At 41.7% G+C, this 13,359-nt stretch carries 12 protein-coding genes and 1 riboswitch; of the genes, 8 read left to right on the plus strand and 4 right to left on the minus strand.

Annotated elements, in window-relative coordinates:
* On the minus strand, positions 1-612 hold the full coding sequence (locus PBAT_RS12960) for a superoxide dismutase (protein ID WP_068650174.1): 612 nt from the start codon (positions 610-612) through the stop codon (positions 1-3).
* Positions 613-1,136: 524 nt separating this feature from the next.
* Here PBAT_RS12960 and PBAT_RS12965 point away from each other — a divergent pair.
* The 6 genes from PBAT_RS12965 (at position 1,137) to folE (ending at position 6,116) form a co-directional block, all read left to right on the plus strand.
* On the plus strand, positions 1,137-1,568 hold the full coding sequence (locus tag PBAT_RS12965; protein WP_068650176.1) for a GNAT family N-acetyltransferase: 432 nt from the start codon (positions 1,137-1,139) through the stop codon (positions 1,566-1,568).
* Positions 1,569-1,687: 119 nt separating this feature from the next.
* Complete coding sequence (gene lepB, locus PBAT_RS12970) at positions 1,688-2,317, plus strand: signal peptidase I (RefSeq protein WP_248912427.1); 630 nt, start codon at positions 1,688-1,690, stop codon at positions 2,315-2,317.
* Positions 2,318-2,349: 32 nt separating this feature from the next.
* Positions 2,350-4,068 carry a tRNA epoxyqueuosine(34) reductase QueG gene (gene queG, locus PBAT_RS12975; RefSeq protein WP_068650179.1) on the plus strand — a complete coding sequence of 573 codons (1,719 nt, stop codon included), beginning with the start codon at positions 2,350-2,352 and terminating at the stop codon, positions 4,066-4,068.
* Positions 4,069-4,112: 44 nt separating this feature from the next.
* Complete coding sequence (locus tag PBAT_RS12980) at positions 4,113-5,147, plus strand: HD-GYP domain-containing protein (protein WP_068650180.1); 1,035 nt, start codon at positions 4,113-4,115, stop codon at positions 5,145-5,147.
* Between the two features lie 92 nt (positions 5,148-5,239).
* On the plus strand, positions 5,240-5,473 hold the full coding sequence (locus PBAT_RS12985) for a YneF family protein (RefSeq protein WP_068650181.1): 234 nt from the start codon (positions 5,240-5,242) through the stop codon (positions 5,471-5,473).
* A 46-nt stretch (positions 5,474-5,519) separates the two neighbouring features.
* Positions 5,520-6,116, plus strand: coding sequence for a GTP cyclohydrolase I FolE (gene folE / locus PBAT_RS12990; RefSeq protein WP_068650182.1), 597 nt, complete (start codon positions 5,520-5,522; stop codon positions 6,114-6,116).
* Positions 6,117-6,204: 88 nt separating this feature from the next.
* On the opposite strand, the gene PBAT_RS12995 is transcribed toward folE, so the two are convergent.
* Positions 6,205-7,215 carry an alpha/beta hydrolase gene (locus PBAT_RS12995; protein WP_068650184.1) on the minus strand — a complete coding sequence of 337 codons (1,011 nt, stop codon included), beginning with the start codon at positions 7,213-7,215 and terminating at the stop codon, positions 6,205-6,207.
* Between the two features lie 170 nt (positions 7,216-7,385).
* On the opposite strand from PBAT_RS12995, the gene PBAT_RS13000 reads away from it, so the two are divergent.
* Positions 7,386-8,129: an IclR family transcriptional regulator gene (locus PBAT_RS13000; protein WP_068650186.1), complete on the plus strand. Its 744-nt coding sequence runs from the start codon at positions 7,386-7,388 to the stop codon at positions 8,127-8,129.
* 162 nt (positions 8,130-8,291) lie between these two features.
* On the opposite strand, the gene PBAT_RS13005 is transcribed toward PBAT_RS13000, so the two are convergent.
* Both PBAT_RS13005 and PBAT_RS13010 read right to left on the minus strand, forming a co-directional pair.
* Positions 8,292-9,746 (minus strand): amino acid permease, encoded by a 1,455-nt coding sequence (locus tag PBAT_RS13005; RefSeq protein WP_068650195.1) that lies wholly within the window; start codon positions 9,744-9,746, stop codon positions 8,292-8,294.
* A 174-nt stretch (positions 9,747-9,920) separates the two neighbouring features.
* A riboswitch (Lysine riboswitch) is annotated at positions 9,921-10,124 on the minus strand.
* A gap of 91 nt (positions 10,125-10,215) precedes the next feature.
* The gene (locus PBAT_RS13010) at positions 10,216-11,352 is read right to left on the minus strand and encodes a virulence factor (RefSeq protein WP_068650197.1); all 1,137 of its coding nucleotides are present in this window, start codon (positions 11,350-11,352) and stop codon (positions 10,216-10,218) included.
* A gap of 185 nt (positions 11,353-11,537) precedes the next feature.
* Between PBAT_RS13010 and PBAT_RS13015 the strand changes: the two genes are divergently transcribed.
* The gene (locus PBAT_RS13015) at positions 11,538-13,163 is read left to right on the plus strand and encodes an ABC-F family ATP-binding cassette domain-containing protein (RefSeq protein ID WP_068650199.1); all 1,626 of its coding nucleotides are present in this window, start codon (positions 11,538-11,540) and stop codon (positions 13,161-13,163) included.
* Positions 13,164-13,359: the final 196 nt, after the last annotated feature.

Below are 13,359 nucleotides of genomic sequence, written 5' to 3' on the forward strand. Positions count from 1 at the left end.
TTATTTAGCCGCTACATAACGCGCAGCAACTGCATCCCAATTAACAACATTCCAGAAAGCAGCAATATAATCTGGACGTTTGTTTTGGAATTTCAAGTAGTAAGCATGCTCCCATACGTCAAGTCCTAGAATAGGAGTCAAACCTTCGCTAAGTGGGTTGTCTTGGTTTGGAGTGCTTGTTACAGCTAGCTTACCGTCTTTACCAACAACAAGCCATGCCCATCCGCTACCGAAACGAGTAGTAGCTGCTTTAGCAAACTCTTCTTTGAATTTATCAAGACCACCAAGCTCACTATCAATAGCTTCTGCTAATTCGCCAGTTGGGTTTCCTCCAGCATTTGGACCAATGATTTCCCAGAAAAGGCTGTGGTTTGCGTGTCCACCACCATTGTTACGAACAGCGGTACGAATTTCTTCAGGTACGCTTCCAAGACCTGTAAGCAATTCTTCGATGCTCTTGTTTTGCAATTCAGGTGCTTTCTCAAGTGCTGCATTTAAGTTTGTTACATAAGTGTTATGGTGACGATCGTGGTGAATTTCCATTGTTAACGCATCGATGTGTGGTTCAAGTGCATCGTTCGAATAAGGTAGTGCTGGTAGTTGAAATGTCATGGTAAATTACCTCCTGTGGATTGTATTAGTTTAATAATAATTTATGAATGAATAAAGGGCCTGACGAAGCATCCTTCATCAACATATGTAGTGTAATGTACTAAATGTACAACAAGCTTAGCTCAATACATGGATGTAATGATCTAAATGTCCAACAAATTTAGCTCAATACATCGTAGCTATATATATTATTAAACCGTATTTAACATATTAAATCAACATTTATGTTTGTAAAGTCGGTTTGTACTTTAATCATTAACAAAACATTATTTATGTTAACCTATTGTTAATAGAAATATGCCAGTAAAATAGTTGATCTTCTATATTATAGCAATAAAGAGAGATATGAAGCGCTTTCATAAGAAAACAGGTGTTTTCTCGAGAAAACTGTGGTTTAATGGACTAGCAAGAAGGTTTTTCAGGTTATTTGTCGTAATTATTATATTCGGTATGTTTGTAAAGTTGGCTTGTTATGTTAACTTTTGTATAGCCGAATAAAGCTAACGAAAAGGGAGATTTAATTTATGCATGTTCGTTCCTTTCAGTTAAGTGACTGTAATCCAGTAACTGAACTTCTTCAGGTTGCATTATCGGAAGAGTGTTTTGAGAATACGATCCAACCATTCTCTAGACAACTTTCGTGGGATTCTAACCTGATTATGGTAGCAGAAGAAGATGGAGAGATTGTGGGAGCCTTGATCGGTACGATTGAGAATAACCATGGTTGCTACTTCAGAATTGCTATTCACCCAGACTATCGACGTAAAGGGATTGGAAAAGCCCTTGTTAGAGCGATGGAACAGCGGTTTCAACAACGTAAAGTAAGTCGTATAATGATTGCTGGGGATGAACAAAACCTTGCAGCAATGCCATTGTTTGAGGCGATGGGTTATGGAGCTAACAAAATTATGGAGGCTTTCCAGAAACTTAGTATTGTTGCACAAAGTAAGTTTTAGTATAATATATGTATATAAATAGACGATTCACCTAATTTTTCCTAATATCAAGCATATCTGGCCGTCGTTGCAAAAACGGAGCAGATATGCTTTTCTATTTAATAGGATCTATTGAGCAAATGAGTATAAAAAGAGGTGTAGTTATGAATCAAGATCATGTAGTAGATGGAATAACATCGGATAGTTCTACATCCCCTAATGAACCAACTGGACAACATAAGCCAGGATGGAAAGCGGAATTGTGGGATTGGATTAAAACAATTGTTGTTGTCTTTGTTATTATGATGTTGCTTAATGTATTTGTTTTTAATTTATCAATGGTTAAAGGGCAATCGATGCAGCCCACATTAGTAGAACAAGAACGGCTATTCGTTAACAAAATCATTTATGAGTTCTCTGCTCCTAAAAATGGTGAAGTGGTAGTATTACATGATCCAAGTCAAGATGATAGTAAGAAGGATTTTCTTGTTAAACGTGTGATCGGCATTCCCGGAGATGTGGTTGAAGTCAAAGAACACAAGCTATATCTAAATGGTCAATTACAGCAGGAAGATTATATTGATGTGGACATTCAAGATGAGGATTTCGAAGGAATTAAGCTTGCGGATGATCAATATTTCGTCATGGGTGATAACCGTCATCTAGGTGAGAGTAAGGATAGTCGTTATTTTGGTACTGTAACATCAGATTTAATTGTGGGTAGGGCAGAATTCATATTTTGGCCATTGAATAAAATTAGAGGACTTTAGTCTGTTATATAGCATAAGGAGACGATGTGGAGATGACGTTAGAACATGTACGCTCACCCTATGCTCCCTCGCCATCCGTATGGGAGCAACTGAAAAGAGACATTCAATTAGCTGCGCCTAGTTTAGGAATTGATGATATTGGTTTTGCTACTGCCGATCCTTTTGTTTCACTGAAATCTATTCTACAGAATCACCGTGATAAAGGATATGAGTCAGGCTTTGAAGAACCTGATTTAGATAAAAGGGTGACACCCGCGCTACCATCATCACAACCGACATCCTTAATTTCGATAGCAGTGGCATATCCATCCAAAATGGTGAACCCTCCGAAATCAGAACCAGGGGCCTACAGAGGAATATTAGCCCGCTCTGCATGGGGTAGGGATTATCACTATGTGTTACGAGAAGCGATGCAGAAGTTGGAGGATTTCATTAGGGAGCGTGTTCCCGAAGCAGTCTTAGAAAGTATGGTTGATACCGGTGCACTAGTCGACAGGGCGGTGGCTGAACGAGCAGGTATTGGCTTCAGTGCGAAGAACTGTATGATTATTTCACCGAAGTGGGGTTCTTGGATCTATTTAGGAGATATGGTAACCAACATTCCTTTTCCACCAGATACCCCTGTAACCGAAGATTGTGGTGAGTGTACTAAATGTATTGATGCTTGTCCTACAGGCGCGCTTGTAGGACCCGGACAGCTTGATGCACAGCGATGTGTATCTTTTTTGACGCAAACCAAAGGACTATTAGAAGAAGAGCAGATGCGAAAGATCGGGAATCGTCTTTATGGCTGCGACACATGTCAGATTGTTTGTCCTAAGAATCGAGGAAAAAGTTGGGATCATAACCAACAGTTACTCCCTGATCCTGAGATCACTAAGCCGCTATTGCTACCCATTCTTGATCTTACCAACCGAGAATTCAAGGAGAAGTTCGGAGAGAGCGCTGCGGCTTGGAGAGGGAAGAAACCGATGCAGCGCAATGCGATTATTGCATTGGGTAATTTTAAAGATCGTTCTGCCGTACCAAGACTCGAAGAAGTGCTGTTAAAGGACCCTCGTTTTGAAATGAGGGGGACTGCTGCATGGGCACTAGGACGTATTGGAGGTGAGGAAGCTTTGAATAGTGTGAATAAAGGACTGGCTATAGAAGACGATGTGAAGGTTAAGGAAATGCTAATGAAAGCGAAAGAAAAATTAGAACCATCGACTGCGCTTGAAGAAGAGCATTCTCAAGAGATCATTTATTACGATGAAATAACAACACCTATTGGGGTATTAACGTTGTGTACATCGGTCAAGGGAATCTGTTTAATTGAAATGGATTCTTTTACGACGAAGGAAGCCGTAATACAACAATGGTCCCGCAACTGGGCCCAAGACGCTGAATTTATATATGATGGAGATCGTTTATCCGAGGCTAAGACACAGTTAGAGCAATATTTCGCGGGGGAACGTAAACAATTTGATCTCCCGATTGATATGAGAGGTACTTTATTCCAGCTACAAGTATGGACCGCAGTTGCCGATATTCCTTATGGGGAGACTTGTTCCTATGGACAATTAGCGGAGGCTATTGAGCGTCCGAAGGCGGTAAAAGCCGTTGGAGGAGCAACCAATAAGAATCCGATTCCGATTATCGTACCGTGTCACCGTATCATTGGTGCAGACAATTCGCTTGCGGGCTATGTTTATGGTCACGAAATCAGAAGCCAACTGTTGTCCTTAGAGGGGTCATTACCCGAAAGATAAAGTATTCGGGATAATAAGTAATTAGGCCATGTGGGGGAACATATATGAGATATGTAAATATTGCTGATGTAGAAGCAGGGCAATTTCTTGGGAAGTCCGTATACTCTGGAAATGGAACAGTACTGTTAGGGGCTGGAATTCAACTCACCGTATATATGGTCAATACGCTCAATCGAATTGGCGTAACAATGATATATATTAAGGACGCTTTATACGATGATGTAGAGACCTCTGACATGCTGACCGAAGCAACGAAACAGAGTCTCATGCATGGGATAAGTGATACGTTTGAAGCCGTGCGCTCAGGTAAGGAATGGAATGCACAATTAATTGGCACAACTGTCGATACGCTGCTATCTGATGTCTTGAGTAACAAAGAATTGCTGGTTCAATTAACAGATATTCGAACTGCCGACAATGCACAGTACATTCATGCCATGAATGTCTGCCTACTATCTACAGTTATGGGTATTAATATGGGTCTGAATTATATTCAGGCCAAAGAGTTGGCTATGGGCGCCTTGTTGCATGATATTGGCAAGAACAACATATTGAAGGAAGAAGAAGTTGCTCCTGGTGTGAGGAATCACCATACATGGCGAGGATATGAGAAACTCAAGAATAAGCGAGAATTTAATCTCCTAATTGCACATGTTGCTCTCCAGCACCATGAAAGAGTGGATGGATTCGGTCTACCGCGGGGCTTGGAGAATGATGAAATTCATATTTATGCGAAGATCGTTGCTGTGGCCAATACCTATGATCATTTAATAAGCCAATTGGAGGGAGATAGAGCACTTCTTCCACATGAGGCATGCGAAGAACTAATGGCTATGTCGGAGAAACAATTAGACAGGGAAGTGTTGATACAATTCACGAGGATGGTCTCAATCTATCCGAATGGTACGGGTGTTAGGTTGTCAACGAAAGAGAACGGTGTTGTCGTGAGTCAGCACAGGGGCTTGCCGGGGCGACCTGTTATACGTATTATACGAAATAGTAATGGAGATAGTCTGGAGATCGAAGAAATAGATCTAGCCACTGAAACCACCATCTTTATTGACAAAGTACTCGCTTAGAATTATATTTGCTAGCCTCTAAAGGACATGCTATGATATGTTCGTATGTAAGCAAGTAAGACAAATTCTTGTAAATTATCGAGGTGGCCGAAATGAATATTGCACTTCCTATTATTACGCTAATTGTAGGATTAGTTGGCGGATTCTTCATTGGCGTATATTACTTACGCAAGCAGATGGAGAAAATGCAGAATAATCCAGAAATGCTACAGAAGATGGCTAAACAGATGGGTTATAATCTGAATGGTAAACAGATGCAAAAAGCACAGCAAATGATGAAGAATCAGCCTGCTGTACCGAAGAGAGGCCAAAGCCGTAAAAGGTAAGTAATCTTTCTATCCGGGAAGTATGGCCGTGAGAGGAGGATGTACTGTGTCTGGAGTTAAAGACTATGTAAACACGGATGTAGGTAACAATCGTGAGAAGATAGAATATCACATTGAACAAATTCTAAACCTTATTGGTGAGGATACTAAGCGTGAAGGACTGCTTGAGACGCCAGCGCGTGTCACTCGCATGTACGAAGAAATCTATGCGGGTTATGAAGTAGATCCACGAGATGTGCTAGGTGTAACTTTTGATGAAAATCATGAGGAACTTGTCATTGTGAAGGATATTGTGTATTACAGTCAATGTGAGCACCATATGGCACCTTTCTTTGGGAAAATTCATATTGGATACATCCCAAGTGGAAAAATTGCTGGACTCAGTAAGTTTGCACGTTTGGTTGAGGCGGTAACTCGTCGCTTGCAGGTGCAGGAACGTATTACATCTCAAATTGCGGATATTCTTAATGAGGTATTAGAACCGAATGGCGTAATGGTTGTCGTTGAAGGTGAGCATTTATGTATGTGTTCTCGCGGGGTGAAGAAACCGGGAAGCAAGACAGTTACTTCTGCTGTCAGAGGAATCTTCCGTGAAGATTCAGCTAGTCGTGCAGAGTTCTTATCTCTGCTCAGAGACTATTAATGGATTTGATTAGATAAACAAAAGAGGCTCTGTCGATTTCGGACAGAGCCTCTTTTGTTGTTAAATATAATAAGCCATAGTTCTTCTATTATTCTTTGAGAATGGATGTGTTAATGTTCGTCTTAACTTCTTCAAGAAATGAAGAGACACGACGTAAGTAATCGCGAGAGTGCTCGCGAAAGATGAGTTCATGATGACTATCTTCAACGATCCATGAGGTAGAGAGTGGATTACTCTGATTGGAAGCTAGCTTTTCAGCAATGCCAAAAGGAGCTTTCTCATCTTGAGTTCCATGTATGAAGAAGATGGGGAAAGGATAATCCTTACTTTTTACTTGTTGGTATGGAATCTGATTGAGGCTTGTTCCATTTAACACTGGAAATAGTAACTCTAATATTTCTAATGATGGATGGCGAGGCAGATCGATCTGGTTCTTAATATTGTGATATAACGTGTCTGGTTCTAATAGAAAGGTACTATCAAGAATCATAGCATCCACATCATTTGTTTGCAGACCCGCTTGAAGCGCCGTGCCTGCGCCCATGGAGAAGCCCCATACGATAATCTGCTCTGCATCGCGTTCCTTAGCAAGTTTAATAGCGCCTAGTAATTGCTGTGTTTCAATTTTACCGCCTGTCGCGACATCCTTATTGTATTCAGCTGCAAATCCATAGTCGAACATAAGCACGTTATAATTGAGGCTGTGAGCATAATGAGCAAGATCATACATAGGAACCCATGATTCCTCACGATTAGCGCCATAGCCATGGCTGAACACAATGGTCCTTTTAGACCCTTTAGCAGGAATATACCAACCATGCATCAGACGGCTATCATCGAGCGCAGGGAAAGTAACATTCTCATAAGCCATAGACTTAGCAGTTAACGGATTAGAATAGATCGGTGCAACCGTCGGATTGGATAATACCCAGGCAATGTAAGCATGTAGAGCAACGAAACAAAACAATAGAAAAAAGATAATCGATAAAACGAGTGCAACAATAATATGTTTAACACGAATGAATCGAGATGAGGTCGGCTGAGTTAACTTTTGAATGGAATGAGATTCTGGGGCATTAGTCCTAGTTAATATGTTCATAATAAGCCCCTCCTTATAGGTCTTATTAATCGTATGCCTCACATTAATGAAAGTCAATGTAGTTGGGACAATTGTTAACTAATTGTAATGTGTAGACTTTATTCAGGTTATTTCATATAATTATGTAACCATGTTTCACGTGATGAAACAACAAAGAGGGGCGATTCATCTTGGAAGATCGCAAATTGACGGTCCGTTCGGTAGAACGGGCACTTGATATATTACTGTGTTTTACAAAAAATGTAGATCTCGGATTAACAGAAATAGCTGTGCAGATTGGGCTTCATAAGAGCACCGTTCATCGTCTATTGTCGACGCTTGAAGAGAGAGGTTTCGTTATTCGGGATGCTGCAACAGAAAAGTATCGTCTTGGAATGAAAATATGGGAACTATCCACGCATTTATCAAGAAGCGATGACCCAGCGATATTATTGCTACCCGCAATGGAGAAAGTACGGGACCACTTAGGCGAAACCGTGAGTCTTTACTTACGAGAAGGAAACGAACGACTACGGATTCAGGCGGTACAGAGTAATCAAGGCATTCGACGCGTAGCTCAGGTTGGCGCGAGACTTCCGTTGTATGTGGGTGCATCAAGTAAAGTTCTAGTAGCATTTGCATCGCCTGAAGAGCAAGAGGCATTGTTAAATGATCCTGAATGGCCTTCCTTGATTGATCGTGCAAGCTATATGGGGCAATTGCATGAAATTAGGGAAAGTGGATTTGCAATGAGCTTTGAGGAGCGGGAGCCAGGAGCTGCCGCTATTTCAGTCCCTATTGCGAATCGACAGGGCGTGGTGACTGCTGCACTGTCCGTATCAGGACCCGTTAACCGACTTTCTCTAGATACACTTTATGCGTTTGTGCCTTATTTAGTGGAAGCAGCACATGATATGGGCTTAATGATTCGATAATAAATAGACAAAAGGTAAGGAGTAGCTACCACTATCACTAGTGTTTGGCTGATCCTTACCTTTTTTGTGTCAGAAATGTATATATGAAGCGACATGGAATATCGTTAGGTTTAGGAGGAAGCATAAGTTGCCTCAGAGAGAGAGAATAGCCGCCGCTTCAGGTTAATCGAGTGTGCTTAAATCACATTGTTCCAATGGAATGATTTTGGTCTTCTTCACCCATCGATATCCGAACCAGATCAACAAGAAGAGTGGAATACTGATATAGGATACGACAATGCCATACCAATCGATAGTTGCACCTGAGAAAGCTCCAAGGTTCTGTCCGAATATAGCGATTAAGCATAGGATGAAAGCGAAGATCGGACCAAATGGGAACCAACGTGCAACGAAAGGGAGTTCCGTAAGGGAATGCCCTTGGGCTACGAATGCACGGCGGAAACGATAGTGGCAGACTGAGATAGCTAACCAATTGATAAATCCGCACATGCCAGATGCATTCAGTAGCCAGATGTAGACAACACCATCGCCGAAGAAGGAAGCGAGGAAAGCCATCATACCTACTGCACTTGTTAGGAGTAGAGCATTTACCGGAATGCTACGTCGGTTCAACTTGCCTAGAAATTTGGGTGCTAGCCCATTCTTAGCCATGGAATAAAGTACACGTGTCGCTGCGTACATACCAGAGTTGCCTGCCGATAGAACGGAACTTAGAATAACGGCATTCATGAGTGCTGCGGCAAAAGCAAGTCCAGCCTTCTCGAATATAAGTGTAAATGGACTAACTCCAATGTTATTGAGATCACTATTGAGAAGACTAGGATCGGTATAAGGAATTAGCATGCCAATAACAAAGATAGCGAAAATATAGAAAATAAGAATGCGCCAAAATACTTGGCGAATGGCTCGTGGCACATTCTTTCGCGGATTCTCACTTTCACCAGCAGCAACCCCAATCAGTTCTGTTCCCTGAAAAGAGAAACCAGCGGCCATAAATACCCCTACAAAGGCAAAGAATCCGCCGTGGAATGATGAGCCTCCAAGATTGAAATTCTTCATTCCAACAGCTTCGCCTCCAAGTATCCCGAAGATCATAAGTACGCCTACGGTAAGAAAAATAATGACCGTAATAATTTTAATTATAGCGAACCAAAACTCTGATTCTCCAAAGCTTTTAGTGGATAAGAAATTTATTCCGAACATGATAAGTAGAAACAAGAGGCTCCATATAGCAGAAGGGCTGTCTGGGAACCAATATTTAATGATGACTGTGGCTGCAGCGAGTTCTGCTGCAATGGTAATTGCCCAGTTATACCAGAAATTCCAGCCCACAGCAAAGCCAAATGCAGGACTTACAAATCTTGAAGCGTATGTGCTGAATGATCCTGAGTCGGGCAGATACGTAGCCAATTCACCAAGGCTATTCATCAGGAAATAGACCATCAAACCAACCGCAGCATAAGCTAGTAACGCTCCGCCAGGACCAGAAGAGGAGATAGCACTTCCACTAGCGAGAAAGAGCCCCGTTCCAATGGATCCACCTAAAGCGATCATTGTCATATGTCTTGCTTTGAGACTGGGCTTCAATGAACCTTCAGTCTCCTTATGATTCTTCATTTATCATTACACTCCCTTTACAAATTAAATGCCTTGTCATGGAAGGGAAAGCAGACAGCAAAAAAGACCGCTGGAATGGATTCCGGCGGTCTTTTCAATAGATATCAAAACAAATGCATGCCTCTATACAAACAGCATAATGTCTTCTATTTATATGATCCGCACCCAACTTCCATGAAAGATAGCCCAACATAGCTTCCTTATCGAAGGAAACTATGACAGTTCTGCCCCTATTCGGAAAACAGACCCAGCATACGCGGCTAATTGAAGCAGCCTATATACTTCGGCGAAAGGCGCCTTTCGACCTGTGAATGATACGGCGGCTTCTTACGCCTCTTCACAGTCTACTCATCGCAATTCGCGACCTCTACCTCACCTTAGTAGGATGAGGATATCTTTACTTGATTATACTGAACAATATCTAAGTATAATCAATTGTCATAGTAGGATCAAATGGATAAATATTGTATTACGAACGAGTGCGCTTAGCCATTTGCTGCCATATCGTTCCGGCGGCTTCTTCACCTGATTCGATCCGTTCTAGAGCCATTTTGGCCTGCAAACTGACCTCGAACTCGGGATCCTGTGCTGCTTCTTCAAGAGCAGATCGTGCATCTTCTGTACCTACTTCATAAAGAAAACGTGCAGCACGCCAACGGACAAGTTTACTGCTGTCTTTTAAGGTTTCAGTCATAGCTTTCGTTGCCTGAGCATCCCCAATATCAGATAAAGTGTCCCCCGCTGTACGACGAACGGCTGCAGATTTATCTTGGAGGGCAACGTATAAGAGTTCCATGGCTTCTGGTGATTTCAAATCTCCAAGGTAGATGACTGCAAGCCGTCGGATTTGCATTTTGGAATCGTGAAGTGCAGTTCTTATGAACTCGATTCTTTCTTGTGTAGGGCTCATACCGTCAAACGCTGCATAGCGGATACGCCAATCGTTATTCTGGAGTGATTCTTCAAGCTCTTGATCGCTAAGTTGCGTACGTTTCTCCATGAACTCTTCGTCACTAGCGCCATGTGCAATGGCCTGTTGAATGACTTTCTCGAGACGTTCGGGGGGATAGGCGGCTTCAAGTTCTTGCTCCACTTCACGTGCGATGTCCGCAAGTTCACCATAACGGACACCATAATCAGAAAGCTTACGTTCCTTAATCATGGTAGCTATGGCAACAGCGGTTACCGCCTGAGTGAATCGCTCGGATAATGCAATCCGTTCTTCTTGACCAGTGGCCTTCACACGAATTTGCATAGGGATACTGCGGAAATACTGAACAAGAACTTCAGCCTCACCATAATGTTCACCTAACTCGTTATCTACTTCTAACCACGTCGTTGCCATATCATCTTGACCGAGTCGTTCTTGTACTTCACCCAAGATGGTGGACCAATCTGCATTACCTTTACGTTCAAGAGCTGCAAAATCAGTGGTGTGGAACACACTTTTGACACCTGAAATATGGAGCATTTCCCGTATCCATACGGGTGCTGAACGTTCATTTTCAAGGGTATATGTCTTCCGTAACCCAGTCTCTATAGTTTCATCCAAATGGAGCTTCATTGTATTGGGGCTTGGTGTTGGTTCAATAAATGTGATCTTCATGCGATCTTCACAACCTCCCTTTTCTTCGTTATTTTACCTCATTTTCAATGGAATAAAAAATGAAGTTAATTATTTCCTGATTTTATTGAAAAAGCAAGAAAGCAAGGTAATTTCTTATGACTTCGATAAGGTGCTTTTTTTGTGATATAATGTGAGGAGCTAAATTTGAAAGGAATGGATTTTTCATGATCAGTACAAGCGGCGTGACACTCCGTTACGGAAAACGCGCACTTTTTGAAGATGCAACTATAAAATTTACACCAGGAAATTGTTACGGGCTTATTGGAGCAAACGGTGCTGGTAAATCAACATTTTTAAAGATTCTTTCTGGAGAGATTGAAGCGAACTCAGGTGAGGTTCATATGACTCCTGGGGAACGTATGGCAGTACTCAAGCAGAATCATTTTGAATTTGATGAGTTCAATGTACTTGAGGTTGTTATCATGGGCCATATTCGTCTGCATGAGATTATGAAAGAGAAGGATACGCTCTATGCTAAATCCGAATTCACAGAAGAAGACGGACTTCGTGCCGGTGAACTGGAAGGCGAATTTGCTGAGTTGAATGGTTGGGATGCTGAGCCAGATGCTGCAGCACTCTTGATTGGTCTTGGTATTCCTCGTGAACTGCATGATAAGAAGATGATTGAGCTTAGTGGTAATGAGAAAGTTCGCGTATTGTTGTCACAAGCATTGTTCGGTCGTCCGAATAACTTGCTACTCGATGAGCCTACCAACCATTTGGATCTTGAATCGATTGGCTGGTTAGAGAACTTCTTGATGGATTATGAAGGTACTGTTATCGTCGTATCCCATGACCGTCACTTCTTGAACAAAGTATGTACGCACATTGCGGATATCGATTTCGGTAAAATTCAGATGTATGTAGGTAACTACGATTTCTGGTATGAATCCAGCCAACTTGCTTTACGCTTGTCACGCGATTCCAACAAGAAGAAAGAAGAGAAAGTGAAGGAACTACAAGCGTTCATTCAACGTTTCTCTGCGAATGCTTCTAAATCTAAACAAGCAACTTCACGTAAGAAACAGTTAGAGAAAATTACATTGGATGATATTCGTCCATCAAGCCGTAAGTATCCATTCTTGCACTTCAAACCGGAACGTGAAGCGGGCAAACAACTACTTACAGTTGATGGCTTAAGCAAATCAATTAATGGTGAAGTTGTGATTGATAATGTAAGTTTTGTGGTTAATAAAGGCGATAAGATTGCTTTTGTGGGACCAAATACGCTACCTAAATCTACATTTTTTGATCTAGTGATGGGTGAGCAACCAGCAGATTCAGGTGAATATACTTGGGGAATTACGACGACACAAGCTTATTTCCCTATAGATAACTCCCGTTATTTCGATGGCATAGAGATGAACTTGGTAGATTGGCTTCGTCAGTATTCCCAAGACCAAGATGAAACGTTCCTACGTGGCTTCCTTGGACGCATGTTGTTTGCTGGAGAAGAAGCTTTGAAGAAAGCAAGCGTCCTGTCGGGTGGAGAAAAAGTTCGTTGTATGTTAGCGAAGATGATGCTTAACGGTGCCAATGTACTTGTGTTCGATGAACCTACGAATCACTTGGACTTGGAATCCATTACAGCACTCAATAACGGACTAACTGACTTTGACGGTACGATTCTATTCACATCTCATGACCATCAGTTCATTCAGACGATTGCGAATCGAATTATCGAGATTACTCCTAACGGAATTATCGATCGATCAATGAGTTATGATGAGTATTTAGAGAACGAAGAAGTTAAAACGCTGCGGGCACAAATGTACCCTGTAGAAAAATAAACTAGAATCAATTTTTTAGTGAATATCAATAATGACCCGTAGGCTTCACTTTGAAAAAAGTGGGCAACTTACGGGTCATTTTTACGTTAATTATATGTGTGTTGTTGATTAGTATCACATTTAGTTGATCTGTCAGATAGTAAAAGAAAGCGTTTTTTCGTAAGCTTAATGAAGTCGGAATAGCAGAGGGGGACAC

The sequence above is a fragment of the Paenibacillus antarcticus genome, assembly GCF_001637225.1.
Lineage (GTDB): Bacteria > Bacillota > Bacilli > Paenibacillales > Paenibacillaceae > Paenibacillus_AQ > Paenibacillus_AQ antarcticus.

Bases quoted from the DNA above. Each gene is read 5' to 3' on its own strand.
- PBAT_RS12995 (WP_068650184.1), bottom strand. From the start codon at position 7,215: ATGAACATATTAACTAGGACTAATGCCCCAGAATCTCATTCCATTCAA.
- queG (WP_068650179.1), top strand. From the start codon at position 2,350: ATGACGTTAGAACATGTACGCTCACCCTATGCTCCCTCGCCATCCGTA.
- lepB (WP_248912427.1), top strand. From the start codon at position 1,688: ATGAGTATAAAAAGAGGTGTAGTTATGAATCAAGATCATGTAGTAGAT.
- PBAT_RS13005 (WP_068650195.1), bottom strand. From the start codon at position 9,746: ATGAAGAATCATAAGGAGACTGAAGGTTCATTGAAGCCCAGTCTCAAA.
- PBAT_RS13010 (WP_068650197.1), bottom strand. From the start codon at position 11,352: ATGAAGATCACATTTATTGAACCAACACCAAGCCCCAATACAATGAAG.
- PBAT_RS12985 (WP_068650181.1), top strand. From the start codon at position 5,240: ATGAATATTGCACTTCCTATTATTACGCTAATTGTAGGATTAGTTGGC.
- PBAT_RS12980 (WP_068650180.1), top strand. From the start codon at position 4,113: ATGAGATATGTAAATATTGCTGATGTAGAAGCAGGGCAATTTCTTGGG.
- PBAT_RS13015 (WP_068650199.1), top strand. From the start codon at position 11,538: ATGATCAGTACAAGCGGCGTGACACTCCGTTACGGAAAACGCGCACTT.
- PBAT_RS12960 (WP_068650174.1), bottom strand. From the start codon at position 612: ATGACATTTCAACTACCAGCACTACCTTATTCGAACGATGCACTTGAA.
- PBAT_RS12965 (WP_068650176.1), top strand. From the start codon at position 1,137: ATGCATGTTCGTTCCTTTCAGTTAAGTGACTGTAATCCAGTAACTGAA.